The organism is Bacillus sp. FSL R5-0603, assembly GCF_038050295.1.
Classification (GTDB): Bacteria; Bacillota; Bacilli; order Bacillales; family Bacillaceae; genus Bacillus; species Bacillus subtilis.
On sequence record NZ_JBBOYP010000001.1, the window covers coordinates 1929791 to 1955318 of the forward strand.

Sequence of the window (25528 nt, forward strand, 5' to 3'; positions counted from 1 at the left end):
CATTTACATATTTATTTCTCCTTTGCCCGATGATGCTTTTCGAACACCTTGATTGCTTCTAAAGTCGTTTTCAAGCTCTTCTAGAGTACGACCTTTTGTTTCCGGCAGATACTTTTTCACGTAAAGAATCGCAGAAACCCCCAGAACAACGAAGACGAAGAACGTTGACGACATCCCCAATTGATCTAGTAACACAGGAAACGTTAATCCGATAAGAAAATTCATCATCCAAAGGAAAAACACTGAAATCCCCATTCCGAGCCCTCGCAATCTGAGCGGGAATATTTCTGAAATCATGAGCCACGTAACCACGGATACCGCTGACTGCTGAAAAGCCAGGAACGTAATTGTCAGGCCAATCACGATAAACGGCAGCACGGGAGTTCCTTGAAGTGTGATGGAACAAATCGCTATAAGCAAAATAGAAGCTGTTGTGCCTGCAAGTCCTGTAAGGAGAAGAGGCCGCCTCCCTACTTTACCTACAATCCAGATGCCGAATGTACAGGCTATCACTGAAATAACGCCATTTCCAATGTTTGCGACAAGTGCTGCGTCTCTGGCAAAACCAGCTTTCTGCAAAATTTGCGTGCCATAGAACATAATGGAGTTAACACCGGTTATTTGCTGCACTACAGCGATTCCTATTCCAAGACCTACAAGTCGGCGAATCCATGGGACTGACAAGTCTTTCAGTGTCGCCTGCTTTATTTCAGTCTCTCGATTGATTGAATCTTTGATTTCAGTCAGCTCAGCTTTGGCACAAATTTCTTCCCTTACATGCTTAAGAACTCTGAACGCCTCCTCCACCTTCCCTTTCGATGCCAGCCAGCGCGGGCTCTCTGGTACAATAAGCATCCCGAACCACAGAAAAATGGCCGGCAGTGTTGCCAAGATAAGCATAAATCGCCAAACGTGCGCATATTCACCCATTGATGTACCAATGACTGCATTACATGTAAATGCAAGAAGCTGACCTAAAATAATCATCAGATCGTTCTGAGTAATTGTTTTACCCCGCTGTTCCGCTGGCGACATTTCAGCTAAAAAGGCCGGTACCGTGACAGATGCTGCCCCTACTGCAAGACCAAGTAAACTTCGGCAGATTATCATAACAGATGTGTTTGGTGCGAACGAACAACCAATCGTAGCAATAAAAAACAAGAAAGCTAGATTTAAGATGGTTTTCCGCCTGCCAATACGATCTGCTAACCGTCCTCCAGCCAGGGAGCCAAATGCGGCTCCGAAAAGGAGGGAACTTGTGATGAGACCTTCGGTGAAGGGAGTTAGATCAAGCTGATCTCTTTGTGCCATAAAAGGCAACGCTCCATTGATTACTCCAGTGTCATAACCAAAGAGAAGGCCTCCGAATGTAGAAATGATGGTAATCTTGCGGAAAAATTTTTTATGTTTACACGAGGTATTTCCGCCTACAGTATCCATTTTTTCACGCTGGTCCATTTTTCTCCTCCTTTTAAAAGGACTTACAATCGCTACATGTTATTGATAGTCCACCCATACTGCGCCTTTATCCGCGGATCGAACGCAGTTTTCCACCCAGCGTACACCTTCCACACCCGCTTCAATTCCTGGATACCACATGTGCTCCAATTCTTTCCCTCGATCAGCAGCTTCCATAGCAACAGCGAATCGGGAATAAAGATTCGACCACGCTTCAAATAGACCTTCTGGATGGCCGCCTCCAATACGGTCATCTTGTAATGCTTCCGGGTATAAATATCCCATTCCGCGCTCTAAAATCTGTACAGGTTTTCCCTGTATTTCAAAACGCAGCTGGTTAGGCTGTTCATCCCACCATTCAATACTTGCTTTAGAACCGACCACACGAATTTTCTGGCCATGCATTGATCCGGCATTTACACATGAAGACCACACCGTGCCGACCGCCCCATTATCGTATTCCATAATCGTATATGCATTATCTTCAAGAGGCGCTCTGCTTTTTACAAAGCTCTGGCGAGTACATAACAGTTTGTTTATTTTCAGTTCCGGAATCATGATTTCTGATAAAAATAACGGATGAGTTCCTAAGTCTCCTAACACGTAGCTCGGACCGGCAAATTTCGGGTCTACACGCCATTTCGTGCTTGGATTATTCATTTCTACAGGATCTGAGTGAAAACCATGTGCAAATTGCATATTAATAATTCTGATGTCACCCAACTCTCCATTTGCGATCATCTGGCGCGCCTGTTCAATCATTTGATGCCCAGAATAACCATATGTAATGCCGACAACTCTGTTCTTTTTCTTTGCCAAATTCTCAAGCTCTTTTGCTTCTTCAAACGTGAAACAAAGAGGCTTTTCACATACAACATGCAAACCGACATTCAGGGCCACCTTACAAATTTCATAATGAGTGCCGTTTGGAGTTGCGATAGAAACAGCTTCAATACCGTCTTCTCGTTTCGCTTCTTCTTCAAACATTTTCTGGAAATCCAAGTAGCAGCGTTCCGGAGTAACATGAAGTTTCATCCCAAAATCTTTTCCCCGTTCCGGATTGATGTCAAATGCCCCTGCAACCAACTGAAAGTGATGATCACGCAAGGCAGCCGAGCGATGAATGTATCCAATTTGACTTCCCCGGCCGCCTCCTACCATTGCCCAGCGTATCGGTCTATCTACCTTTTTTTCACCATTAATCATTTTTGATTCCTCCCTCACTAGTAACCAACATTTTTTAAATAGGCAAGGCTTTGACTGACATCTCTTAAACTAGTATCAGAGTTTCTCGGATCACGTTCTTGCTCAATCGTAATATAGCCGTGATAGTGAATGTCTTTTAGCAACTTGTAAATCGCTTCATAATCAATAATTCCTTGGCCTATCGGACACATGACTCCCTTTGCACAAGCATCAAAAAAGCGGATATGCTCACCCATTACTTGTTGATAAACATGTTCATCAATGTCTTTAAAATGGATATAGTCTACACGGTCCGCATAGTCCCGCAGCCATTGTTCCGGATCCATCTTTGAATAATATAAATGTCCTGTATCAAGACAAAGCCCCGCAATATCGTATGGTATATCTTTTAGTAATTGCTGAATCTCATCCTCGAATTCAATATATCCCCCTGCATGAGGATGGATGACGGCTCGTACGCCATATTGCTTCCACGCCCGTTCCGCAATTGTCCGAATATGAGACATCATACGGTTCCATTCCTTTTTAGATAACCGTTTCGCTTGATCAGGACGCCCCGCCTTATAATCTCTTTCGTCATGCCCCCAGTCAATCAGGACCAAATAAGGAGGTGAAAAGCGAAAGCGCTCCTCTTTATCCTGAAAAGAGAAAGGTAGTTTTGTAATCAGAGAACAAATCTCATCAACTTGCTCCAGCAAATTTCCTAAGTGCGACTCTGATACTAAATCATCAAAAATCGTACCGGCAATAATGGATAAATCGTTTTTCAAAAGCTCTGCTTGGACACGTTCGATATCCATCGGAATATAGCCGTATGGACCTAACTCAATCCCTTTATAACCAGCTTGTGATGCTTCTTGCAGCACTCTTTCCCATGGAGGAAGATAAGGATTTTTCGGATCGTCAACGCCCCAGCAGCACGGCGCGCCAGCAATGTGAATACTCATCCAAAGCACCTCTAATCAAATGAATTATGAATCGCAACCAAAAAATAAAGCGCTTTCTTTTAACTGGATTTAAAAGTACGTTCATTTCGGTTCTCCGAGTTGATCTTCTCTTCTTAATCGTGCACTTTAACTATAACCGGAAACAAATCATATAAAGCGCTTTACACTCCGTTTTTAAAAGCAAATAGATTTCTTTTTTACTAATTATATCCCTGCATATAGAAAGCGCTTTATATTTTGTGAGTTGATTGTATAATATTCAATATATTTTGTAAACGTTTTTTTGAAATTCCTTTCAGAAAATAATCAACAATATACCAATATATATACACCTTCCACTTTAAAAAAGGATATTCCGACCTATCAATGTTGTTTTTTGAGTTTTTCTTGCTTCCCTTTTGTCATTCTATGGTGAAACACAAAAAAGCAGCGGGGACTTTCCAGCTGCTAAACAAATATTATTGATTTGGAACACACGTCTTTAATGAAAACGGCTTGTTGATTTTCGGACAATTAATTTCGGCAATACTAAAATTTTTTGTTTTTCAGAGGCTTTTCCTTCTATTTCATCAATTAGTAAATCCACTGCCTGTGAACACATGCTTTGCACAGGCACTTCAACTGTTGTCAAAGGGGGATCACTACTTTTTGATATCAGTGTATTATCAAAGCCTGTGATAGAAAGTTCTTCAGGAACCAACACATGTTCCTCCCTTGCTGCAAGGAGCGCACCAATTGCTAAGATATCATTACAACAAATCATAGCTGTGGGCGGATTTGAAGATTGTAATAATGAAGAGGCTAAAGACTGTGCAGACTCGGCCGTTGAATCTGTTACAACAATCAGATCTTCGTGAATATCAAGATCAGACTCTTGTAATGCCTGTGAATATCCGCGAATTCGTTCTCTGCTGCTTGCATTGTCTTCTGCAATCACCGCAATCCTTGAGTGGCCAAGCGAAATTAAATATGCTGTTAATTCATACCCTCCCAAGAAATTATCAACTGTAACCGTTGTAAGAGATGAGTATGGCTGTGATTCCGAAAGAAGGATAACAGGAATGTTATCGCTGATTAACTCATGAATAACCTGTTTATTCCTAAACCCCCCAGCTAAAATAAACCCGTCAACACGCTTCTGCCTTAATAAGGAGACGTATCTCTCTTCCTTCTCTGACTTGAAATCCGTACTGCAAATGACGACATTGAATCCATATTCGTGTGCCCGATCCTCTACTCTCCGTGCCATTTCTGCAATCAGAGGATTAGCTATGTCCGGTAAAAGAAATCCTATTGTCGAAGTCCGTTTCCCTGTTAATGCTGAAGCGAGCACACTTGGTTTATAATTCAGCTCTTGCATGGCATCTAGCACTTTTTGTTTCGATTTCATCCCGACCGGCTGATGATTGATCACTTTTGAAACTGTTGAAATGGACACGCCGGCTTTTTCTGCAACATCGTAGATTGTAGTTTTCATTTTGCTAAAAACCTCTTTCTCCATACAAGTAACCAGCTAAAAAATGCACGATTTGGAAAGCGCTCTATATAGGCTATTGTAAAGATAACTGTGAAGATTTCAATAATCTTTTTTAACTTTATGAAGCATTGCAATATCTTGTCCAGCCCCTATCTGACCCATTAACGGATAAAGACACATTAAGCAAATAATATCGCTGCTAATCCTCTCAATCAAAACACCATTTTCTATTTTAAGTAAACTTGCAAAGATACTTGACGATTGACGTAAGACCAAACGGTGTTTTCAATTTTGAGGTTCTGGCTGAATGTTTCGATTCATACCTGTTTTGAGTGTAATAAAGCAGACAGCTGCGCTGAGTTAAGCTCAACTTCTTCAATCTGTTCGTTTTTTTGAAACACAAATACAACCTTTATCGAATCTCCATTTTTCACCAGACTCATCTCCCATATCTCCCCTTTATGATAAGAAAGAATGTTACTCACCTTAACAAATTTGTTCCCAGTTCTATACAGCCTCTTCATATACGCAATGTACTAACAAAAGGTTTCAAAAATCAAATGCACGCCTGGCATAACTGGCTCTTTTCCTAATGGGGAAGAGTCAACGAAAAAAAGCGAATGAATACCTGCCTAACAGACAGAATAAGAAGAGTTGATATTCAACACTTTTCGTAAAGGAGTGAAACCAATGAGTAAAAAGGGAATTCAAAATTCAAGTATTGAACAAATGAGAAATGACCATGAGACTGAAACAGCTTTTAAAGCAGATGATCCTAAAAAACATGGTTCTGATCCTAAAAGAACGAAATAAGTTCTTACCCCCACTAAAATATCAATAATCTGGAGGAAGTAAAGTGACTCAAAAAAACGGTGCAGACAGACCTGATGATTATAAAAGATTTTCTTCATTAGACAAGGAATATGATTTTCAGCAATCTATAAGCAGCAATACTGAGACAGAAAGTGTAAACACTGAAACACAAACTCATAACAAAGAAAACAAAAATGACACAACAGATGTTGCCGGGAAATACTTTGAGCCCTCAGATTATAAAGGAAGCACGCAATTAGAAAAAGGATTAGCTGAAACTCATGAACAGGTCAGCGATGACTATTTTGAAGGGACGATCGATCAAAATTTGGACTAACCATACAAACGGAGCTAACTTAAAAGAAGTCAGTTAGCTCTGTTTTTAGAAACAACCACAGTAAAAGAGCCAACCCCCACCGAATAGGATGGGGGTTGCACGTAAGTAGCCTGTTTAATATTTAAAACGGTTAATGACGGTTTGAAGTTCTTCTGCCAACTGAGATAGAGATTCTGCGGCATAGGAGATTTCCCCCATTGAATGAAGCTGTTCCTGTGATGAATTTGCAACCGCTTCTGTATTTGCAGACGTTTCTTTTGTTCCAGCGGCCAATGTATGAACTGTGTGCTGAATCACTTCAACGCCTGATGTAAGCTGTTGAGTTGCCGCTGCGACTTCTTGTATTTGAGAAGTGACCTGTTCCACAAGGTTCAGTATTTCATTGAAATTTCCTGTTGCCTCTTGAGAAAGAACAATGCCTGAGCTCACATTTTCTTGAACAACCTTAATATTATTTACCGTTTCTATCGATTCATTTTGGATGGTCGCTACCACCGATTGGATGTGGTTTGCAGATTTATTTGTTTCATCCGCCAACTTCCGAACTTCTTCTGCCACCACAGCAAATCCTTTTCCTTGCTCTCCGGCTCTGGCCGCCTCGATCGCTGCATTTAGTGCCAACAAATTTGTCTGCTCTGAAATCGTCGTGATAAGCGAAGAGATATCGCTGATTTCTGCTGTGCTCGCTACCAATGTTTGCAATCCATTGCCGGCTGAATCTACAGATTTATCAATGAATTTCATCTGATCTAACATCTTGTTGACGGACTTAGAGCCTATTTCAGCCTTGTCTCTCATCGAAGAAGAAAGATCCGCTATGTTCCCTGTATTTGAAGCGACTGATGATATACTGTCTAATAATTCAGTGATGGATTCCGCACTCTTTTCTGTCATTGAGCTTTGCTTCACATTGCTTTCGGCAGCCATCTGCATGGCTCGGGAAATATGTTCAGATGTTGATTTCGATTCTTCTGCGCTTGCCGATAATTCTTCGGAGGAAGCGGCAACTTGTTCAGATGAGCTGCTGATCTGCTTCACAATTTGAGTTAATGAATGAGTAAAAGAATTAAACGATTGGGCAAGCTGGCCAAATTCATCTTTATTTTTCACAGTGACTTTTTTGGTTAAATCAGCGTCGCCGTGTGCAATTTCCTCCAGCTGCTTATTTATGCTTCTTAGGGGCACCATTATGGACTTTAACAGCATTATGCTTAAAACAACGCCTAATATAACTGATATCCCGGTGACAATGATGATGAGCCATTGGCTCATTTTCCCATTGCCTCGTATTTCATCTTTTAAATCCTCCACCTCTTGATCCAGGCGATCAGACAGCTTATTGACAGCCGGGTCTACGCCTTCTTTTCTTAGTGTTCTTTCTTCTCCAAAATGGATGGTTTCTGCTTTTTTCGGATCTGAAGAGTAGGCTGTTACTACTTGCTGATTCAAAGCTCTATACTGAGTAAAACTTGTCTTAATGTCTTCGATATTTGATTGATATCTCTCTTCATCAATCAAGTCATTAACCCGATCAAGGCTCTTTAAGACATCGTCTGCTTTTTCCTTCATACCCTCGTCGTATTCTTTGTCTCCTGTAATCAAGAAGCCTCTTTCATCATTTGATAACCCGGTCAATTCATATTGGATGTGTTTTATCTCTTTTTGGAATTCCATTTTGTCTTTAAGTTCTTCATTCTTTTTCACAGTAGAAGAAATCATAAATACTGAGGAGCCTCCAATTCCAATAATTGAAACAACTAATATTGATATAATCCCCAGCAATTTTGTTTTCACTTTCATGTGTCGTTTTCCCTTTCCGCACAATGTAATGGCTGAAATAAAATATGTTCAAGCGCGTTTGAATCCAATTCGTTTACGCTCATGTCCATAATATCGACACGTGTTATCAAGTTTTATAGTGCTATTTTATATGAATAAACAAATTCTTTACGTCTCTGAATTTACAGAAAAACCTTAAGTAAAATTTGCAGTCTTTTGCGGTATGTAAGTCACTCTTATTCGTTTTTCTAAAAAAGGCTTTTCCCACCTCAAATTGGCTGAACCGGCTGTTTTCTCGAAAATATAATACAATACGCAGCATAATATGAAGGAGCGAAACTTAAATGGGGATCATCAATGGTAAAGAATTCATTGACCGATTGAATAAACTAGAAAACGAAATATGGTATGATGGCGAAAAAATAAAGGGTAACATTTCTGAGCATCCTGCATTTAAAGGAATAATCAAAACAAAAAGCTCACTTTATGAATTGCAAACAAAGGATGAGTTAATACATGAAATGACTTATTGCCTTCCTGGAGATCATAATCGAATCGGCCTTTCCTATCTCCAGCCTAAAACCAAAAATGATTTAAAAAAAAGAAGGACCATGATTGAACATTGGGCTAGACATACTCATGGAATGATGGGGAGAAGTCCGGACTACATGAATACGGTTATGATGAGCTTTGCTTCGTCAGCGGAGCTTCTAAAAGATAAAGAGAATTGCTTTCCTGAACATATACTAGATATGTATGAACAAGCTGCTAAACATGACCTCTCTTTTACCCATACTTTCATTACTCCGCAAGTGAACCGGTCACAGTCCTATTTTGGGCAAAGTGAAAAACCGATATCTGCTAAAGTCATTGATAGAACCGAAAAAGGTTTAATGATTCATGGCGCACGACTGCTTGCAACACAAGGCGGATTGACCGATGAAATCTTGGTTTTTTCAGCGCCTAAATTTTTCTTTGAAACAGATGAAGCTTATGCTTTTTCAATCCCTTCTAATACAAAAGGCGTAAAATTCATCACAAGAGAATCATTTGTATTAAGCGACTCTTCCTTTAATCATCCCTTAAGCTCAAGGTATGAAGAAATGGATTCAATTGTGGTTTTTGATCATGTGTTAGTGCCGTGGAATCGTGTGTTTTTTTACGATAATGTGGAAGCAGCTAAAGATTTTATGACAAAAAGCTCTTTTCATGCCTTTACCTTTCACCAGGTTGTCATTAGGCAAATGATAAAAATTGAATTTCTATTAGGTGTTGCACAGCTTCTTGTCGACACCATTAATGTTTCCGAATACCAGCACATCCAAGAAAAACTCTCAGAAATCATTGTGGGATTGGAAACAATCAAAGCCCTCATTGACAAATCGGAAAATGATGCTCAGTTAGATGAATTCGGCTATATGCGCCCCTGTTTAATTCCTCTTCAAGTCATCAGTACGATCATTCCTAAGCTATATCCTCGATTTACTGAAATCATACAATTAATTGGAGCTAGCGGAATGGTGACACTGCCTACCGAAAATGCATTTGACTCAGAGATACGGGAAGATCTTGACCAATATCTTCAAGCAACCAATACAAATGCTGAAGAGCGTGTGAAAATTTTCCGTTTGGCATGGGATTTAACAATGAGTTCATTCGGAACTAGACAAACTCACTATGAAAGATACTTTTTCGGAGATCCTATTCGGATTTCAAGCAGGCTGTATACCAGTTATCCAAAGCAGGAGCAGTTGAACATGATTAAAACATTTTTACATGCAGATGCAGAACAATGAAAAAACAGCGGGAAAAGATCCGCTGTTTCGTATTTTTTATTCAGGAAACTGAACATGGCCCGGTACTGTATAGGCTTTGGACGTTCCGCTTTCAGGCAGCTTTGGAATGGTGTCTTTCACAACTTTTCCGCGGATGTCAGTCATTCTGACTTTGAGAGAGCCTGTACCTAAATTCGTACTCACAAAATGGTTATAGTCCATTTTCTCCATGTTGATCCACTTACCATCCTTTTCATATTCCATTTTCATAACAGGATACTTGTGATTTCTGACTTGGATTGCTGCCCACCACCTGCTGCTGCCTTCTTTGATCCGGTACGAGAAATTGCCGGTGATTGGGGCTTTGACAACACGCCATTTAATATTGATTTTTCCGTCTTTCATATTGCCGATTTTACGGAAGGCATTAGGTGACAGATCAAGAGCTCCCCGAGCGCCTTCGGGATAAAGATCAGTAACATATACGGTTGTTTTCCCTTTTGGCCCTTCAACTTCCAAATAAGAGCCGGCAAGTGCTGCTTTTACTCCTCCGTAATTGAGATCCGCCGGATTTATTGCAGTAATCTCCATATCGGAAGGAATGGGATCCAGCAGGAAAGCTCCTCCTGAATAACCTGACCCTGTATACGTTGCATAACCTTCATGCAGGTCGTCATATGCTGCCGAAGCTTGCGGGGAAAAACAGAAGATCGTCAACAAAACCATACCAACAAATGCACTCATGATCTTTTTCATATTTGGTCCTCCTCAAACCAGACTTCAAATGAGAATCATTATCATTATAAGACTCAATCCATCTGGTTTGAAAGAGGAAATAGATTCATAGATGATTTTAAGGCAAATTCACTATCATTCATATATCAAATGTAGGTACTTATGAAAAAGCCAATACAAATGAACGAATGTGCACTTCAGCCGAATGTCTTATTTTTCCCTCTCAAAATTCGCACTTCAATAACGAAATGAAACAGGCTGTTGGCCTGATAACAGCTATACAGGAAAAGCTATTTTTCCCCGCTCAGTTTCAACTTAGCTGTCATCATGATGCCAAAGATCAGCACAATCGGAACCCAAATAATGAAGTGATAAAAATCAGGCTCAGCCAGAGCAACAATAATAGCCCCTACACAATACAAAATAATAGCCAGTGCTCTTAACACAGTATCTCTTAAGAAAGTCTTCTTTTGCTTCTTAAAAAACAAACGGCCGGATATATCCTCTAAAAGAGAAGCCAAAGTGCCGGTCAACACAGTTGAAGAAATACCTGCAATCCCCAGTTTTTTTGCTGCTGTAGTTTGAATCCCCATAGAAATGCTCATGAGTATAATTAGAATGTGCACAGGAACAAATGCCCGGTAAAAAGAAAGACAAGCAAAGACAAACAAAATGAATGCTTCAAGTGCGAGGGCTTTTGTCACAGCAGAAGGCCAAAGGGTATTTTCCGCCTTTCCGACCATCAATGTAGCAATGATCACGCCGCATATAAATCCGATTAGCGCAGTCAAGGAATTAAAAACAGTGACCTGAATGGATTTGCCGATAGCTAACCCCAATAATACAATGTTTCCAGTCATATTAGCTGTGAACACATGTCCCAGGCTTAAATACCCGATTACATCCACGATTCCAGCTGTTAAACATAAAAGTGATAGCAAGGTGTTTCGATAAGCTGCTGTAGTCAACGGTGTATCAATCCTTTCTTCTATTTCAATTGTTAGTATGTCTTCTTTTGGCGCAATCTCTATTTTTTAAGTAACCCAACATTAATTAGGAAGATAGAACCTATCATTCCTTTCCATTAACTGTAATAATAATCCCCGCAAGGAAATTAAAATTGAAAGGAAGCATATTGTGATGAAACGACTTTTTTTATGGTTCACCGTCTTTAGCTTGTTTTTGGTTCTCTTGCCTGGAAAAGCATTAGGTGCAGTCGATTTTCCGAATACCTCAACAAATGGCCTTTTAGGTTTTGCCGGAAATGCCAAAAATGAAAAAGGCATCTCTAAAACGGGCACAACGGGTGGAAAAAACGGGCAGATTGTTTACATTCAAAGCGTAAATGATTTAAAAACCCATCTAGGAGGATCCACTCCGAAAATTTTAGTGCTTCAAAATGATCTTTCCGCATCTGCGAAAACAACAGTTACCATTGGCTCAAATAAAACACTCGTGGGCTCTTACGCGAAAAAAACGCTGAAAAATATTTATTTAACAACTTCATCAGCTTCTGGAAATGTCATTTTTCAAAATTTAACGTTTGAACACAGTCCGCAGATTAACGGAAATAATGATATCCAGCTTTATTTAGATTCCGGTATGAACTATTGGATTGATCACGTCACATTCTCGGGTCATAGCTATAATGCAAGCGGAAGCGATTTGGACAAACTCGTGTATATCGGAAAATCCGCAGATTATATCACGATCAGCAACTCAAAATTTGCGAATCATAAATACGGTTTGATTTTAGGATACCCGGATGATTCTCAGCATCAATATGACGGCTACCCTCACATGACAATCGCCAATAATTATTTTGAGAACTTGTATGTTAGAGGCCCAGGTCTGATGAGATACGGTTACTTTCATGTTAAAAACAATTACAGCAATAATTTTAACCAGGCGATTACAATTGCTACAAAAGCAAAAATATATTCCGAATATAATTACTTTGGGAAAGGCAGTGAAAAAGGCGGCATCCTTGACGACAAGGGCACTGGTTATTTCAAAGACATAGGCAGCTATCCATCACTCAACAAGCAAACCTCTCCGCTGACTTCTTGGAATCCCGGGTCAAACTATAGCTATCGTGTCCAAACGCCGGAATATACAAAAGAATTTGTCACGAAATATGCCGGATCACAAAGTACAACTCTGGTATTTGGCTACTGATATAAAAGAGGCCCTGCGTTAAAAACGCTGTGCCTCTTTTTATACTATAGGCTATTTTTAAGCGATCCTTGTAATTCTATCAAGATCCAGCGTCGGTCAAACCAAAAAGCATATGTTCTTTTCCACAATAACTTCTTAACTGGCTTTCTTATTATACCAGTTTATCGCAAGTGAAAAGAAATCATTGTTCAGGACCTGTATTAAATGAACGTTCGTCCCACAAACTATTCAAAAACCCCTAAAAAGGATGATGGATATGTGCGGCAGGTTTACTTTGTACTCTGCATTTGATGATATTATTGACCAGTTTGACATCGATCATTTTTTTCCTAAAGGTGAATACCAGCCAAGCTATAATGTCGCACCATCACAAAACATCCTTGCAATCATCAATGATGGATCAAATAATCGCTTAGGCAAGCTTAGATGGGGACTTATTCCACCTTGGGCAAAAGATGAAAAGATCGGTTATAAAATGATCAATGCTCGAGCCGAAACAATTACCGAGAAACCGGCCTTTCGAAGACCGCTTGTCAGCAAACGCTGCATCATACCAGCAGACAGTTTTTATGAATGGAAACGGCTTGATTCCAAAACCAAAATCCCAATGCGGATCAAATTGAAATCATCTGCTCTTTTTGCGTTTACTGGCTTATATGAAAAGTGGAGCACACATCAAGGAGATCCTCTTTATACCTGCACCATCATAACAACTGAGCCTAATGAGTTCATGAAAGATATACACGACCGAATGCCGGTTATATTGGCCCATGATCATGAAAAGGAGTGGCTTAACTCCAAAAATACAAGCCCTGATTATCTGCAAAGTTTGCTGCTGCCTTATGATGCTGATGACATGGAAGCATACCAGGTTTCATCATTAGTAAATTCACCCAAAAATAATTCAGCTGAGCTTCTTGATGCAGAAAATCATATGTAGTGATTGAAATTCTCTAGCAAGAACTTGTCAAATCGCTTTGTTCCTTAGGTGCCAATCCCTCTAGTAATTATGAATATTTAGTACATAGATCAATTAGTTATTTTTAGCATCAGTTTGAAATAATTTTATTATGTAAACTTAAATAAGCAATGTTATCCCTTTCATATAAAATAGTTTACATTTTTATAAAATCGCTTCACTTTTCTATTTTGTCAGCAAAAAAACTGAACCACATTAAACTTATGAAACCTGCCGCACCTGTGATTGTAAATATGATATAAGCCCATAGAGGTAAATCCATACACTTTCCCTCCTAAGAATTAAATGAAATTTTTTTCATCTTACATGAAGGTCTTCTTTCTTTTGTTTATCCAGTGTAATACTTAATAATATGTTGATGAATGCAGCTGGAAAATATATAAATCCCACTCCAAGAATGCCTAGTATTGTACTTAAACTTACTATGTAATTCTTTGTCATCGTTTGACTGTCAATCAATATTAGAAGTGAAATCAATCCAGCTAAAACACCTATAAACCAAGCATCGCCAACAGCATAAGAATCATCCAGCATCCCTAACCATCGCCCCAATATAGAGCTCCCAATGGCAGTCAAACTGGATAAAAATATGAGTGCTTTCATTTCTTGTCCTCCTTTAAAGCCAATCAAACTGGTAGAAATCGGCCATTGAATCTTATCGAATGGTTATCATTTCCACATTAACATTTTAAAGCTCATTACAATACGATTCAAGCAGAAAAACCCTACATAACGTATATATAGGGATTTAATAAAACACAGGCCAAAATTCAGCTCTATTTACTTTAAAAAGATATGAGGGGCAGCTGTGTGATCTGTTACGTCTTTACGTACTGGGATATTTCACAACAGGCACTTTCTTCTTACGCAGAGAATCAAGCATGACTGATCCAACATTCAAGTTGCTTTGCACTAATTCTTTAGGCGTCAATGCCATCCACTGATTGAGTGACACATCTGCATAGCGGTCACTTTTGAACATTTCTAAAAACCATAATGTTTCTGTACCAGTGTTTTGTATATAGTGTCCAGCATTAGAAGGCACGTATCCAACGTCGCCTGCTCTATAATCAAATGTGCGGGCAGTCCCATTTCCGATAAATACCGTCATTCGTCCCTGTCCTGTTAGATAATATTGCCACTCATCGCTATTGGGATGCCAATGAATCTCTCTCATCGCGCCAGGCTCAATCTGAACAAGTGCAGCGGCTATCGTTTTTGAAATTGGGAAGTTAGAAGAATCCACAATTCGTACACTCCCCCCTGGCATTTGAATTGGGGGTTGATTTAACAACTCGTGTTTAAAGGTCATGGGGACTTTTCCATATGGTGACTGAATGTCTTCACTGGCGACTGATCCCGGCACATTCCCTTGGTAAATATAGACTTGCTCAGACGGAAGAGAGTTGAAAGCATTCTCCGGGACACCGAAATTTGCAGACAGAACGTCTTTTGGTGTGTGTGCAAGCCAATCTGAAATGGTTAACGTTGAAAACTCAGAAAAGTTTCCATCATCGAATACGAGCAGAAACTCGCAGTGTTCCAATCCCTGTATCGAATGCGGAATTCCTGCCGGGAAGTACCAAAGGTCGCCGGGACCAACATCAGCAATGAAATTTCGTCCGTCTTGGTCAACAGCGGTGATACGTGCCCGTCCCAAAAGCATATAAGCCCACTCCGCTTGCTTATGCCAATGAAGCTCGCGGACGCCTCCCGCAGTTAAGCTCATGTTTACACCTGCAATCGCAGTCGAAATCGGAAGCTGTCTTACGGTGATTTCTCTTGACCAGCCGCCATGATCTAATTTCATAGGAGCGTCTGAGAATGAAAATCTCAAGTTAGGAATCATACCCTCATCTGTAACAGGCGGAACAAGTATATTCGGATTTTGAATATCCCGCATTATATTTCGCGGGCCTGCATCAATAGCTCCAGCTCCATCACTTCGAATAGGCTGCGGCACGTTTCTGTCTTCATGGTTGATTGGTTGTTGTTCCAACAGCATGCACCTCGTTTTAGAAATGAACAAGATTTTATTTCAGCCTATGCAGAATCTTAGATTGCTGTGCCTAGGAATCCGCAAATAAAAAAGTGACCACCAATGTGATCACAAATACATCAAATAAGCTATTTTTTATACCATGGCTTCTTATGTAATTTGATTTCTTCTGTCTGTTTTTTCTGGCCTGTCTTCCACTCCACTTTCACTAATACATCATGTCCTATCACTTCATCTTCAGGCATATAATCAAAGGTGGCGATATGGTCCTCCATGCGTCCCCCACCCGGCATTTCATCACCTGTGTACTCTGATAAGTCGTACTCATCTACGTTATCATCTTGATACTCTTCGCCATCTACATACAGAGTAATTCTTTCAACAACAGTCCACTTTTCGTCCTTCTTACTCCCCTGCCAATACAGATTTAGAAAATAATTGGGTCCAATTGAAGTTTTGTCTGATTTTTCAAGGTTAGACATCCACAGTCCGCTTTTCCCGCTGCCTTCATATTTCACTTTGTTTCCTGACACCATTACAAATAATGTGATGATGCAGATGATCAAGAATCCAGCAATGATCAATAGCCATTTCTTAATATTGTTCTTTTTTCTCATGCTTTTCCCCACTTCCCTAACTCTTTAGTAGGAAAATATGATCAAAATGTTACCGAAAAGAAAATAAAAAAGGGCTAATGATCTAACAGATGACTGTCTAAACTTTTGACTTAAATTAAAGCGCTCTCTAAAGACAAATTTAAAACGTATAACAGCTCTTAAATGCATTTTTTGTTTCATTGAGTCAAGAACCTTAAAATGGCTTTTTATTATTAAAAATCAAGCTAGTGTATTAAGTAATTTTTCAAATTTATTTATACTCATGATCTCGTGAGTCACAAATCTCCCATCAAAAAAAACGCTAAAAGTTGTCCAAATGGCTGGTGACTTTTGTGCCTCTTCTTTCGATGATAACTGAATTGACTGAAATTAAACTCTGAAAATTTCGAAATTAGAGTTTTTTAATAATGAACGGGCTGCACTTATTTAGGTGTTACTGTCATTATCGGTAAAATGTTAAGCTGAAATGCGCAGTCAGTCACAAAGTCTCTATTCGTATTTCATAAAGACTTTGTGATCATCGAGAAACATTTCACTCCCATCGGATAAGTGTATCCAAAAAGCCTCCTCTGGTTCTTCTCTATAGTCATAAATCACAGTCACTTTGACATTTGACTCAGCTATGATTGGTTTTCCAACAATTATTTTCGTTTTTTCCTCAGGCAAAGTAAGAGATCGAATCATCAAAGCCATTCCATCTTTACTGTCTAATTAACGCCATCTTCAGTGAATTTAAAGGTCTGTTTTAAATTGCGTCCTTCTTGCCCCTTCTGTGTCCAAATAATGACAACCTCTAATTCAGAGGCTTTATCCGCCAGCATAAAATGATTGAACTTCAGCGGTGAGCCATCATTTAAACTTTTAGCTAACATTTTAGAATCTTCTTTTGGTTTGACATAATTTTCATCGGGGCATCCAAAAAGTGAAAACCTTGTGATTGAATCAGGATCATTTCTATACAATTGCACATCCACTGTAGCTGCTTTTCCCCCTATATTTTTGACTTCCAAGGAATATACTTGATATTCTCCTTTTTGAGGTCTCGCAAATTCATTTACATTTTTTGCTTCACTTACTTTTACTGACCACTGGTCTGTTTTTTGTGTAATAGGCAACACCGTAAAAGTCAGGGCATGCGCTTTTGATTGGCAAAACGTAAATCCAACTGCTGTAAAAACAATTACAGAAAATAATACCCTTTTCACTTCATTTATCCCTCCTTCCTTTTCACTGGCCGTTCCTTAAAGAATTGATTTTGAGCAATCTACAAGCTCTCTTAACCAAAACCTTACCTGAGGTTTTGTCTTTACTGCTCTGCATTTATTTCTTTCGGTATCCGAGATGGAGCTTTGGGGATTTTTCTCAATTTGCTGTTTATCACATCAGAAGAGTATAGCGTAATAATCATACTTCCCCCATACCTTTTTGCCCGAATTAAGATTGGTTGGTTATATTGGTTTTGAAAGCGAAAGTCAGGACCTCCCCAGCTTACCGTCGCATCCCGTCCGGGCGGTACATATGGTACACTTCTAGTATGAGAATAGCGCTGAACGATCTGCAGTCCTGCACGATCGACTGCATTAAATAGAGTTGAGGACACCTGACAAATTCCTCCTCCTACACCTTCAGACAACTCCCCTTTTACAATAATGGGTGCACTTTTATATCCTTTGTTCCGAGTTCTCATTCCCACAACTTGGTTAAACGAAAACGTCTCATTAGGGAAAACAACGTGATTGTCGATTGCTTTTGCAGAAAGAGAAATATTGTGTGAACGGCTTTTATTGCTTGAGTTAAAATACGTCACGTACTGACCAAGCTGCTGCGTACTGATGTGAGCTAGCAGCTCGCTGTCAACTTTCGGATAAATGTTCATTTCCGGCACTTCTATCTTGGAGGGACCTTGCCCATAAAAATACGCATAAAACTTTTCCATAAACGCCTGTTGATACAGTTTGTAGCCAACCCTGCCCGGGACGATGCTTCCATGATCGTTAAGGACAGCATTTATCGGCTCACGGTACACTTTCTGATCAAGCTGTTTGATGAATTTACTGTATTTTTCATAGTCAACCATTGGAGTGCCGGGAAGAGGCATTGTAAAGTCTTCACGGTTAACAGTGGCAATCGTCCGTCCTTGCTGTGTGACCGTTAAACTGTCCTGCGGCTCACTCGGCTGAGCCAATAAAAAAAGACCAGTGATCAAAATTTGTATCATAAGTCGGTTTACCTCCCGATCATTAGTATGAACAGCCGCTTATCCTTTGATGTATTTCTTCCCATCGTTTGTTTGAATCTTTAGACGTTGATAAAAACCTTCATAAAAGAGCTTAGCTTTATGTTCACACCGATCCCTGAGCTCACTGAGGCACACGGTTCATTCAGTCGGCAAGTTTGAAGTAGTTCAGCATCTCCCAGTGATGAGGGATGCTTTTTTGTCTTGTCAAAAATGAAAAGGGTCTCCTATAACAACAACAAATCAATTCATTTCAATATTTTTTTATTGAGAAACGATAAATTTTTTGTTACATTCAATTAGACAACAAATAAATGAGGTGCTTGTTATGAATCGAATGTCGACAATTTTTTTAAAGATAGCTTTGGTTCTTATTGGAATTCCAATTCTTGCTTTATGCATTTTTTTAGTGCCTAAGATAGCCAACTATTCAGCAGAATTATTTCCAAATATCGCTTATATAAAATATCTCGTTTTCATCTATTTGTATGTAACGGCGATACCTTTTTACTTTGCTCTTTATCAAGCGTTCAAACTTTTAAGCTATATTGACAAAAACAAAGCTTTCTCGGGTTTGTCTGTAAGAGCTTTGAAGAATATAAAATATTGCGCAGTCACTATCAGTATCTTTTACGCAGCAGGCATGCCTGTCTTTTATCTGATGGCCGAGATAGACGACGCCCCGGGTATCATTGTGATCGGATTGGTTATTATTTTTGCTTCAATGGTGATTGCGGTCTTTGCTGCTGTTCTTCAAAAACTGTTAAAAGAAGCGATAGATATAAAATCAGAAAATGACTTAACGGTCTGAGGTGATGACATGGCGATTATTATCAACATTGATGTGATGCTTGCTAAGAGGAAAATGAGCGTAACAGAGCTTTCAGAGAGAGTTGGCATCACCATGGCTAATCTTTCGATATTGAAAAACGGAAAAGCAAAGGCTATTCGATTATCAACTTTAGAAGCGATTTGCAAGGCTTTAGAATGTCAGCCCGGGGATATATTGGAATACCGAAGTGATGAAGACACACAGGATTCGTAAAAAAATAGGTAAGATCAACAGAAAAATAAAGTGATTGGCGGTGAGCTTATGGACATAAACTTATATCCATCTAGCTGCTATACTAAGCGTCCCTTCCATACACGAAGAACACAACTATGGAGGAGGCATACATCATGAGAGCAATAAAACAAATCGTTCTTTTTGGCTGGGAACAAGCCCTTTCATGTTTGTTTCCTGCCGTTATTTTTGCCTCTTTGGCTATTACGCAAATCATCCCACTGCCCTTCTTGCCGCGATATGACTGGCTGCTCATTATCTGCGTTCTCATGCAATTGTGGATGGTGCGTTCCGGTCTTGAAACACGGGATGAATTAAAAGTGATCACATTATTCCACCTTATTGGGCTTGCTCTGGAACTTTTTAAAGTCCATATGGGCTCCTGGTCTTATCCAGAAGAAGGATACTCCAAAATATTTGGAGTACCTTTGTATAGCGGCTTTATGTACGCAAGTGTAGCCAGTTATTTGTGCCAGGCATGGAGAAGGCTTAAGGTTGAACTGGTTAAGTGGCCGTCTTTTTTTGCAGTTGTTCCGCTTGCCGCAGCGATTTATTTGAATTTTTTCACCCACCATTTTTCTATAGACATTCGATGGTGGTTATCAGGGCTTGTCATCATTGTCTTTTGGCAAACATGGGTTACATACGAGGTGAATGGAGCTCGTTACCGTATGCCGCTCGCACTTTCTTTTGTACTCATCGGATTTTTTATATGGATAGCGGAAAATATCGCTACGTTTTTTGGAGCTTGGAAATATCCAAACCAAATCGATACATGGAGTCTCGTACACCTTGGAAAGGTAAGTTCATGGCTCTTGCTAGTGATTGTTAGCTTTCTTATAGTAGCATCATTAAAACAAGTTAAGGAGCAGAGTCCCACAAAGGCAGAGATGGATGAATCTTTTTCTTAGCATACGCATACAAGGTCCCAATAGAGTGAAAAGCAACGTTCAAATGGTTGCTTTTTTCTTTATGTAACTCTGCCGGTGAGTATTCATCTTCTTCAAATTTCATCGCAACACGATAACTGATTCAGATTACAACTGCTTTCAACACTTTGACAAACTCATGCGCCGCCGGCGTTATCTCTTCAAATGAATGTGCGATGACGCCAATATCGCGTGTGACCCTAGGAAAGATGTCCTTTTTAATCAATTGATGCGGGACGGATGAAAGTGTAAAGTTTGAAATAATGCCGATACCCAAGTTATTTTTGACCATATTAATCAAGGTTTCGGCATTTTGCACAGTTAAGTTTTCCTTTAATTCGATGTTGTATTGCGAAAATGCGTTTGACATCGCGATTTCATGACCGCCTTTACAAAAAATGAGGTCATCTTGATATGTTTCAAGGTCGACATGCTTTTCAAGTTTTAATTCGTCACGCTGTGGCGGGATGACGGCCACCATATAGTCGTTGCACAATAGCTGATTTTCAAACGGTTCAAATGGAGATGCTGCGATCCCGATATCAACCGTCCGATCTTCAACCCATCCTTTTATTTGGCCAGAGGTTCCTTCGATCAATTCTATGCGGATCAGCGGGTAGTTTGATCTGAATGCCGCAATCGCCTGTGGCATGATATTTGTTGAAACTGCAGGAAATGAACCAATTTTCACCTTCCCGTTTAACAGCTTGTTTTCCCGGTTGGCTACTTGATATATTTTGCTTTCAATTCCCTTCATTTGCCTCGCCAGCAGCAATATTTCTTTTCCGATGTCAGTCAGCATTAAACCATGATGTTTATCCCTGATCAATAATTTGAGCTGCAGTGAGCTCTCCAGGTTTTTTATCGCTTTACTTACCGCCGGCTGAGAGATGAACAATTCTTTTGCCGCTTCTGTAATATTTAATTTCTCCCCGACTTTTACAAATATGTGAACATGGTTCATATTCATAACCATTTGGTTATACCCCCAATAATAAAAATGTATTTCAGTTATACATAAATGTAACATATGATAGAAACCAGCACGATATTTAAACAAGAAAGGCGGCTTCATTATGGTAAAAGTTATGCTGGGAATCATATCTGTCACACTTATTTGGGGTTATACTTGGGTTGCGATGAAAGTAGGAATTCATGACATCCCCCCGCTTTTATTTTCGGGTTTGCGCCTGTTCATCGGAGCAGTTCCTTTATTTCTCATTCTCTTCATCCAAAGAAAAAAGCTTTCAATTAAAAAAGAACATCTCAAAAGCTATATCATCATGAGCCTGTTGATGGGGCTGGGCTACATGGGGATCTTGACGTATGGAATGCAGTTTGTCGATTCAGGGAAAACCTCTGTTTTGGTATATACAATGCCTATATTTGTTACGGTGATCAGCCATTTTACATTAAACGAGAAAATGAATGTGTATAAAACGATGGGACTGGTCTGCGGCCTCTTCGGACTGTTATTTATATTTGGAAAGGAAATGCTCAATATCGATCAAAGCGCTTTATTTGGGGAGCTGTGCGTACTTGCGGCAGCGCTTAGCTGGGGAATCGCGAATGTGTTCAGCAAGCTACAATTCAAGCATATCGATATTATTCACATGAATGCCTGGCACCTTATGATGGGAGCCGTCATGTTATTGGTGTTTTCCTTTATATTTGAGCCGGTCCCTTCAGCCGAGTGGACATATCAGGCGGTGTGGTCATTGCTGTTTAATGGCTTGCTTTCCACCGGCTTTACCTTTGTCGTATGGTTTTGGGTGCTCAATCAAATCCAAGCGTCAAAAGCATCCATGGCATTAATGTTTGTTCCCGTATTGGCCCTATTCTTTGGATGGCTGCAATTACACGAACAGATCACTATCAACATTATCCTCGGCGCACTGCTGATATGCTGCGGGATTTTTATGAATACATTTACATTTTCACGACGGAAAGTGTGAATGTATAAAGATATACATTTCCCCTGTCATTTGGGCTTCATGTGACAGGTGACGACTATTACGAGAAAGTCTTCTAGAATCCTGACGACAGCCTATAAAACAATGGAAAAAGCTAATGTCTGCATGTGAGACATTAGCTTGGCTGGCGTTTAGGCTGGTGAGAATCCAGATTCTTTTTTATTACCATTCTGGCTGATCAAACTGAAAACCGTATAGACCTTTTACTTTAACATCTCCGCAACCTGGATCTTTTGTCAAAATCAAGTAATGAGTCTTATAAGGCATCGTCTCAACTCGATCAGTTGCACTCAAATCAAAATGATCCCCTGAGAAGTTTTTTTCACTAACGGTTATTTCATATCCTGACAAAGTCATTCGCATGATTCTTGCGTTAATTGTACATCCTTCAGTATCGAAAATGGTGAATCTGTACCCAAAGTGAGATGTCCAATGGTTTGAATTTAGGTCATCAGACTTCATAAACCATTTTTCATTTTCTGTCATTGTAAAACTCACTTTCTCCTCATCTTTCACGATAACGGCCGAAGCTTCCCCTACATGGATAGTCAAAGCCAAAAGAAATGTAAAAGCTAACATCAATATCTTTTTCAAAAGAGTTCCTCCCGATATCTTTTACTTCAATATATTGGAAGGGTCTTTTCTGATCAAGACAGTCTTCTCCAAATGAATCTTTAGCACCATGAAATGAGCCTTAATAAGAACAGTTTTAACCCAAATCAAACTCTATTCGAAATAAGGCTTACCAATCTATATTCTTTTTAAAAGTTTCTGCATTTCTTTATTTAGCTCCTAGACACATATAAAAAATGCTCCTATAAGTTCAGGAGCACTACAAAAAACTGCTAAAGTGTTTTCTATCGATTTATTGTATTCATTAGCTCAAAGAAATATTCAGGCTTTTGAGTCTTATTTAGCTTATACCATGAACGCAATGTATCTGGTGCAAATACATCTAAATTTTTCAATACTTCTACCGCAAATTCCAGAGGAGCAATTCCTGATGCAGTAACCAAATTTTTATCAGATACTGCTGGTTCCTTTTCATATAGTGTTTCTCCTTTGTAATTAGGGCAGACCATTTTCATATACTCTAGGTCATTGCTTGTGTGCTTTCTCGAATCTAAGTATCCTTCATTCGCGAGGCCCAAGGTTGCCCCACAAATTGCAGCAATAGTCGTGCCGAGCTTTAAAGCGTCGCCAACTTTTTTCAAGATCGGCTGATGAATATCTTCTCCCCAAGTGTTTCCTCCGGGTAAAATGATAAGATCTTGACTCCCAAGAGTACATTCGTCAAGAGAAATATCTGGTTTTATGCTTAATCCTCCCAACGTAGTTATCATTTCTTTATTAACCCCTACTGTAACTACTTTTAAAGATGCTGCATCTTGTTTAAAGTATCTCCCTGAGTTTAGTTCCGCAATTAAATATCCATATTCCCAGTCTGACATTGTGTGAAATACGTAGAGATAAACTTTTCTCGTTTGCATCCAATAACACTCCAATCACAATTGATAAAGCTTTCTAATAGATGACTTTGCTGACAGCCATTGTCAGCTTTTTTGTTGATTCTATTCTTATGCCCTTGTTCTCCCAACTTATAAAAATATAAGATACATTGATTCTATGTTTACTAGCGCAAAGGGGTTTGTTACACTAACTGTCATGGGAAACATTTCAAAGGTAATACAAAATCATTTGAATGAGGAGGCCTGATGAAGTTGAAAAATAAAGCGTCAATAAAATTCGGAATATGTGTTGGGCTTTTATGTTTAAGCATTACTGGTTTCACACCTTTTTTCAACTCAACACATGCCGAAGCAAAATCCATAGAAGACACAAACATGGCAAGCTGTATAACGAATAAAAAATTTGTTCAACTTGAGAAAAAATTTGATGCCAGGCTTGGTGTTTATGCAATTGATACAGGTTCAAACAAGACAATCGCCTATCGGCCGAATGAGCGATTTGCTTACGCATCAACCTATAAAGTTCTAGCCGCAGCTGCTGTCCTGAAGAAAAACTCAATTGAAAAACTTAATGAAGTCATCCACTACAGCAAGGACGATCTTGTTACATATTCTCCAATCACAGAGAAACACCTAGATACAGGCATGAGCCTAAAAGAAATCTCGGAAGCGGCTATCCGTTACAGCGATAATACCGCTGGGAACATCTTGTTGCAACAGCTTGGCGGCCCTAAAGGTTTTGAAAAGTCACTGAAACAGATTGGGGATCATGTAACGAAAGCTAAACGATTCGAGACGGATCTAAACTCTGCGATTCCTGGTGATATTCGTGACACTAGCACCGCAAAAACACTGGCAACCGATCTTAAAGCCTTCACTTTAGATAACACTCTCACGACTGACAAACGCACGATCTTAACCGATTGGATGCGAGGCAATGCTACTGGTGACGAACTGATTCGGGCAGGCGCTCCAATAGGATGGGAAGTCGGCGATAAATCCGGAGCCGGAAGTTACGGAACACGAAACGACATTGCTATCGTTTGGCCGCCAAACAGAGCTCCTATTGTTTTGGCAATTCTGTCAAACCGCTTTACAAAAGATGCTAATTATGATAATGCTCTTATCGCTGAGGCTGCAAAAGTCGTCCTTAACGATCTTAAATAATATGTTTAGCCTTTTGCCACAAAGGAAAAGACATTACTTTTTTAACTCCTACCGTTCATTTTTTGATGAACGGTTCTTTCATAAGACCTCTAGAATCATATATTTAAACGCCACAAAATTAAACGTTATTATAATTAACGGCAAGTTTTCATTTTATGGAACATGTAAAGTTTGACCTGACAAGAATTAAGACTAAGCACCCTAAAATCCGTTTTCTTTTCTTCCAAGAATATACTCCTTAGTGCAAGCCATTATAAAGAAGTGAACATGCAATGCAGACAACTCCCTTAAGTCTCTTATTCTGTGACCAATTTGTAATACTCATGAATATCCGGACTCACTTCCAATATTTCGTCTCGTTCGAAGGCACTAACATATCAAACCACTTGAA

The 25528-nt window shown here is 39.5% G+C and carries 26 protein-coding genes and 3 pseudogenes; 10 read left to right on the top strand and 19 right to left on the bottom strand.

The window, feature by feature from the left end:
- Positions 1-3: 3 nt before the first annotated feature.
- From NYE56_RS09545 to NYE56_RS09565, 5 genes are all read right to left on the bottom strand, one after another.
- Complete coding sequence (locus NYE56_RS09545; RefSeq protein ID WP_419145276.1) at positions 4-1458, bottom strand: sugar porter family MFS transporter; 1455 nt, start codon at positions 1456-1458, stop codon at positions 4-6.
- Between the two features lie 39 nt (positions 1459-1497).
- On the bottom strand, positions 1498-2664 hold the full coding sequence (locus NYE56_RS09550) for a Gfo/Idh/MocA family protein (RefSeq protein ID WP_341283781.1): 1167 nt from the start codon (positions 2662-2664) through the stop codon (positions 1498-1500).
- 17 nt (positions 2665-2681) lie between these two features.
- A complete protein-coding gene (locus NYE56_RS09555) occupies positions 2682-3611 on the bottom strand; it encodes a sugar phosphate isomerase/epimerase family protein (protein ID WP_341283782.1) in 930 nt (309 codons plus the stop codon).
- Positions 3612-4092: 481 nt separating this feature from the next.
- Positions 4093-5088, bottom strand: a complete 996-nt coding sequence (locus NYE56_RS09560; RefSeq protein WP_038829997.1) for a LacI family DNA-binding transcriptional regulator — start codon at positions 5086-5088, stop codon at positions 4093-4095.
- Between the two features lie 317 nt (positions 5089-5405).
- A complete protein-coding gene (locus NYE56_RS09565) occupies positions 5406-5531 on the bottom strand; it encodes a hypothetical protein (protein WP_257475318.1) in 126 nt (41 codons plus the stop codon).
- Positions 5532-5778: 247 nt separating this feature from the next.
- Between NYE56_RS09565 and NYE56_RS09570 the strand changes: the two genes are divergently transcribed.
- The gene (locus tag NYE56_RS09570) at positions 5779-5901 is read left to right on the top strand and encodes a hypothetical protein (protein ID WP_014477000.1); all 123 of its coding nucleotides are present in this window, start codon (positions 5779-5781) and stop codon (positions 5899-5901) included.
- 43 nt (positions 5902-5944) lie between these two features.
- Positions 5945-6238, top strand: coding sequence for a YozQ family protein (locus NYE56_RS09575; RefSeq protein WP_014477001.1), 294 nt, complete (start codon positions 5945-5947; stop codon positions 6236-6238).
- A gap of 114 nt (positions 6239-6352) precedes the next feature.
- Here the strand turns inward: NYE56_RS09575 and NYE56_RS09580 are convergent, their stop codons facing one another.
- Complete coding sequence (locus NYE56_RS09580) at positions 6353-8038, bottom strand: methyl-accepting chemotaxis protein (RefSeq protein WP_268555312.1); 1686 nt, start codon at positions 8036-8038, stop codon at positions 6353-6355.
- Positions 8039-8361: 323 nt separating this feature from the next.
- Here NYE56_RS09580 and hpaB point away from each other — a divergent pair, with 323 nt between their 5' ends.
- Positions 8362-9813, top strand: coding sequence for a 4-hydroxyphenylacetate 3-monooxygenase, oxygenase component (gene hpaB, locus NYE56_RS09585; protein ID WP_124048222.1), 1452 nt, complete (start codon positions 8362-8364; stop codon positions 9811-9813).
- 36 nt (positions 9814-9849) lie between these two features.
- Here the strand turns inward: hpaB and exlX are convergent, their stop codons facing one another.
- Together exlX and NYE56_RS09595 are read right to left on the bottom strand one after the other, a co-directional pair.
- Complete coding sequence (exlX, locus tag NYE56_RS09590; RefSeq protein ID WP_341283783.1) at positions 9850-10548, bottom strand: expansin ExlX; 699 nt, start codon at positions 10546-10548, stop codon at positions 9850-9852.
- 269 nt (positions 10549-10817) lie between these two features.
- Positions 10818-11495 (bottom strand): YoaK family protein, encoded by a 678-nt coding sequence (locus tag NYE56_RS09595; protein WP_341283784.1) that lies wholly within the window; start codon positions 11493-11495, stop codon positions 10818-10820.
- 172 nt (positions 11496-11667) lie between these two features.
- On the opposite strand from NYE56_RS09595, the gene NYE56_RS09600 reads away from it, so the two are divergent.
- Complete coding sequence (locus NYE56_RS09600; protein ID WP_286316286.1) at positions 11668-12705, top strand: polysaccharide lyase family 1 protein; 1038 nt, start codon at positions 11668-11670, stop codon at positions 12703-12705.
- Positions 12706-12961: 256 nt separating this feature from the next.
- Positions 12962-13645, top strand: coding sequence for an SOS response-associated peptidase (locus NYE56_RS09605; RefSeq protein WP_341283785.1), 684 nt, complete (start codon positions 12962-12964; stop codon positions 13643-13645).
- Between the two features lie 336 nt (positions 13646-13981).
- Here the strand turns inward: NYE56_RS09605 and NYE56_RS09610 are convergent, their stop codons facing one another.
- The 8 genes and pseudogenes from NYE56_RS09610 to NYE56_RS09645 all read right to left on the bottom strand — a co-directional run bounded on the left by NYE56_RS09610 (position 13982) and on the right by NYE56_RS09645 (position 18518).
- On the bottom strand, positions 13982-14287 hold the full coding sequence (locus tag NYE56_RS09610; protein ID WP_004399414.1) for a membrane protein: 306 nt from the start codon (positions 14285-14287) through the stop codon (positions 13982-13984).
- Positions 14288-14510: 223 nt separating this feature from the next.
- Positions 14511-15689, bottom strand: a complete 1179-nt coding sequence (oxdD, locus tag NYE56_RS09615; RefSeq protein ID WP_268555316.1) for an oxalate decarboxylase — start codon at positions 15687-15689, stop codon at positions 14511-14513.
- A gap of 122 nt (positions 15690-15811) precedes the next feature.
- Entirely contained in the window at positions 15812-16300 is a 489-nt protein-coding gene (locus tag NYE56_RS09620) for a DUF4944 domain-containing protein (protein WP_341283786.1), read from the bottom strand.
- A gap of 24 nt (positions 16301-16324) precedes the next feature.
- On the bottom strand, positions 16325-16480 hold the full coding sequence (locus tag NYE56_RS09625; RefSeq protein WP_341283787.1) for a hypothetical protein: 156 nt from the start codon (positions 16478-16480) through the stop codon (positions 16325-16327).
- A gap of 39 nt (positions 16481-16519) precedes the next feature.
- Positions 16520-16669 (bottom strand): annotated as a pseudogene (locus tag NYE56_RS09630) (YoaP domain-containing protein); the annotation flags it as partial.
- 56 nt (positions 16670-16725) lie between these two features.
- Positions 16726-16903 (bottom strand): annotated as a pseudogene (locus tag NYE56_RS09635) (hypothetical protein); the annotation flags it as partial.
- A gap of 104 nt (positions 16904-17007) precedes the next feature.
- Positions 17008-17505: a hypothetical protein gene (locus NYE56_RS09640; protein WP_341283788.1), complete on the bottom strand. Its 498-nt coding sequence runs from the start codon at positions 17503-17505 to the stop codon at positions 17008-17010.
- Between the two features lie 101 nt (positions 17506-17606).
- The gene (locus NYE56_RS09645) at positions 17607-18518 is read right to left on the bottom strand and encodes a VanW family protein (RefSeq protein WP_015714063.1); all 912 of its coding nucleotides are present in this window, start codon (positions 18516-18518) and stop codon (positions 17607-17609) included.
- Between the two features lie 346 nt (positions 18519-18864).
- Here NYE56_RS09645 and NYE56_RS09650 point away from each other — a divergent pair, with 346 nt between their 5' ends.
- From NYE56_RS09650 to NYE56_RS09660, 3 genes and pseudogenes are all read left to right on the top strand, one after another.
- Positions 18865-19347, top strand: a complete 483-nt coding sequence (locus tag NYE56_RS09650; protein ID WP_015251949.1) for a DUF2975 domain-containing protein — start codon at positions 18865-18867, stop codon at positions 19345-19347.
- A 9-nt stretch (positions 19348-19356) separates the two neighbouring features.
- Positions 19357-19589: pseudogene (locus tag NYE56_RS09655) on the top strand (helix-turn-helix domain-containing protein).
- 126 nt (positions 19590-19715) lie between these two features.
- The gene (locus NYE56_RS09660) at positions 19716-20510 is read left to right on the top strand and encodes a DUF817 domain-containing protein (protein WP_041849916.1); all 795 of its coding nucleotides are present in this window, start codon (positions 19716-19718) and stop codon (positions 20508-20510) included.
- Positions 20511-20631: 121 nt separating this feature from the next.
- On the opposite strand, the gene NYE56_RS09665 is transcribed toward NYE56_RS09660, so the two are convergent.
- Positions 20632-21504 carry a LysR family transcriptional regulator gene (locus tag NYE56_RS09665; RefSeq protein WP_341283789.1) on the bottom strand — a complete coding sequence of 291 codons (873 nt, stop codon included), beginning with the start codon at positions 21502-21504 and terminating at the stop codon, positions 20632-20634.
- 100 nt (positions 21505-21604) lie between these two features.
- On the opposite strand from NYE56_RS09665, the gene NYE56_RS09670 reads away from it, so the two are divergent.
- Entirely contained in the window at positions 21605-22483 is an 879-nt protein-coding gene (locus NYE56_RS09670; RefSeq protein WP_341283790.1) for a DMT family transporter, read from the top strand.
- A gap of 180 nt (positions 22484-22663) precedes the next feature.
- Here NYE56_RS09670 and NYE56_RS09675 read toward each other — a convergent pair whose 3' ends face one another.
- Complete coding sequence (locus NYE56_RS09675; protein WP_341283791.1) at positions 22664-23095, bottom strand: hypothetical protein; 432 nt, start codon at positions 23093-23095, stop codon at positions 22664-22666.
- Positions 23096-23358: 263 nt separating this feature from the next.
- Positions 23359-23991: a type 1 glutamine amidotransferase family protein gene (locus NYE56_RS09680; RefSeq protein WP_341283792.1), complete on the bottom strand. Its 633-nt coding sequence runs from the start codon at positions 23989-23991 to the stop codon at positions 23359-23361.
- Positions 23992-24216: 225 nt separating this feature from the next.
- Between NYE56_RS09680 and bla the strand changes: the two genes are divergently transcribed.
- The gene (gene bla / locus NYE56_RS09685; RefSeq protein WP_268555324.1) at positions 24217-25137 is read left to right on the top strand and encodes a class A beta-lactamase; all 921 of its coding nucleotides are present in this window, start codon (positions 24217-24219) and stop codon (positions 25135-25137) included.
- Positions 25138-25528 lie beyond the last annotated feature (391 nt).

Excerpts from the sequence above, each read along its gene's own strand:
- NYE56_RS09560 (WP_038829997.1), bottom strand. The coding sequence starts at position 5,088 with ATGAAAACTACAATCTACGATGTTGCAGAAAAAGCCGGCGTGTCCATT.
- NYE56_RS09605 (WP_341283785.1), top strand. The coding sequence starts at position 12,962 with ATGTGCGGCAGGTTTACTTTGTACTCTGCATTTGATGATATTATTGAC.
- bla (WP_268555324.1), top strand. The coding sequence starts at position 24,217 with ATGAAGTTGAAAAATAAAGCGTCAATAAAATTCGGAATATGTGTTGGG.
- NYE56_RS09600 (WP_286316286.1), top strand. The coding sequence starts at position 11,668 with ATGAAACGACTTTTTTTATGGTTCACCGTCTTTAGCTTGTTTTTGGTT.
- NYE56_RS09665 (WP_341283789.1), bottom strand. The coding sequence starts at position 21,504 with ATGGTTATGAATATGAACCATGTTCACATATTTGTAAAAGTCGGGGAG.
- NYE56_RS09650 (WP_015251949.1), top strand. The coding sequence starts at position 18,865 with ATGAATCGAATGTCGACAATTTTTTTAAAGATAGCTTTGGTTCTTATT.
- NYE56_RS09610 (WP_004399414.1), bottom strand. The coding sequence starts at position 14,287 with ATGAAAGCACTCATATTTTTATCCAGTTTGACTGCCATTGGGAGCTCT.
- NYE56_RS09645 (WP_015714063.1), bottom strand. The coding sequence starts at position 18,518 with ATGATACAAATTTTGATCACTGGTCTTTTTTTATTGGCTCAGCCGAGT.
- hpaB (WP_124048222.1), top strand. The coding sequence starts at position 8,362 with ATGGGGATCATCAATGGTAAAGAATTCATTGACCGATTGAATAAACTA.
- exlX (WP_341283783.1), bottom strand. The coding sequence starts at position 10,548 with ATGAAAAAGATCATGAGTGCATTTGTTGGTATGGTTTTGTTGACGATC.
- NYE56_RS09570 (WP_014477000.1), top strand. The coding sequence starts at position 5,779 with ATGAGTAAAAAGGGAATTCAAAATTCAAGTATTGAACAAATGAGAAAT.
- NYE56_RS09555 (WP_341283782.1), bottom strand. The coding sequence starts at position 3,611 with ATGAGTATTCACATTGCTGGCGCGCCGTGCTGCTGGGGCGTTGACGAT.
- NYE56_RS09660 (WP_041849916.1), top strand. The coding sequence starts at position 19,716 with ATGAGAGCAATAAAACAAATCGTTCTTTTTGGCTGGGAACAAGCCCTT.
- oxdD (WP_268555316.1), bottom strand. The coding sequence starts at position 15,689 with ATGCTGTTGGAACAACAACCAATCAACCATGAAGACAGAAACGTGCCG.
- NYE56_RS09680 (WP_341283792.1), bottom strand. The coding sequence starts at position 23,991 with ATGCAAACGAGAAAAGTTTATCTCTACGTATTTCACACAATGTCAGAC.
- NYE56_RS09620 (WP_341283786.1), bottom strand. The coding sequence starts at position 16,300 with ATGAGAAAAAAGAACAATATTAAGAAATGGCTATTGATCATTGCTGGA.
- NYE56_RS09550 (WP_341283781.1), bottom strand. The coding sequence starts at position 2,664 with ATGATTAATGGTGAAAAAAAGGTAGATAGACCGATACGCTGGGCAATG.
- NYE56_RS09580 (WP_268555312.1), bottom strand. The coding sequence starts at position 8,038 with ATGAAAGTGAAAACAAAATTGCTGGGGATTATATCAATATTAGTTGTT.
- NYE56_RS09670 (WP_341283790.1), top strand. The coding sequence starts at position 21,605 with ATGGTAAAAGTTATGCTGGGAATCATATCTGTCACACTTATTTGGGGT.
- NYE56_RS09565 (WP_257475318.1), bottom strand. The coding sequence starts at position 5,531 with ATGAGTCTGGTGAAAAATGGAGATTCGATAAAGGTTGTATTTGTGTTT.
- NYE56_RS09545 (WP_419145276.1), bottom strand. The coding sequence starts at position 1,458 with ATGGACCAGCGTGAAAAAATGGATACTGTAGGCGGAAATACCTCGTGT.
- NYE56_RS09625 (WP_341283787.1), bottom strand. The coding sequence starts at position 16,480 with ATGAAACAAAAAATGCATTTAAGAGCTGTTATACGTTTTAAATTTGTC.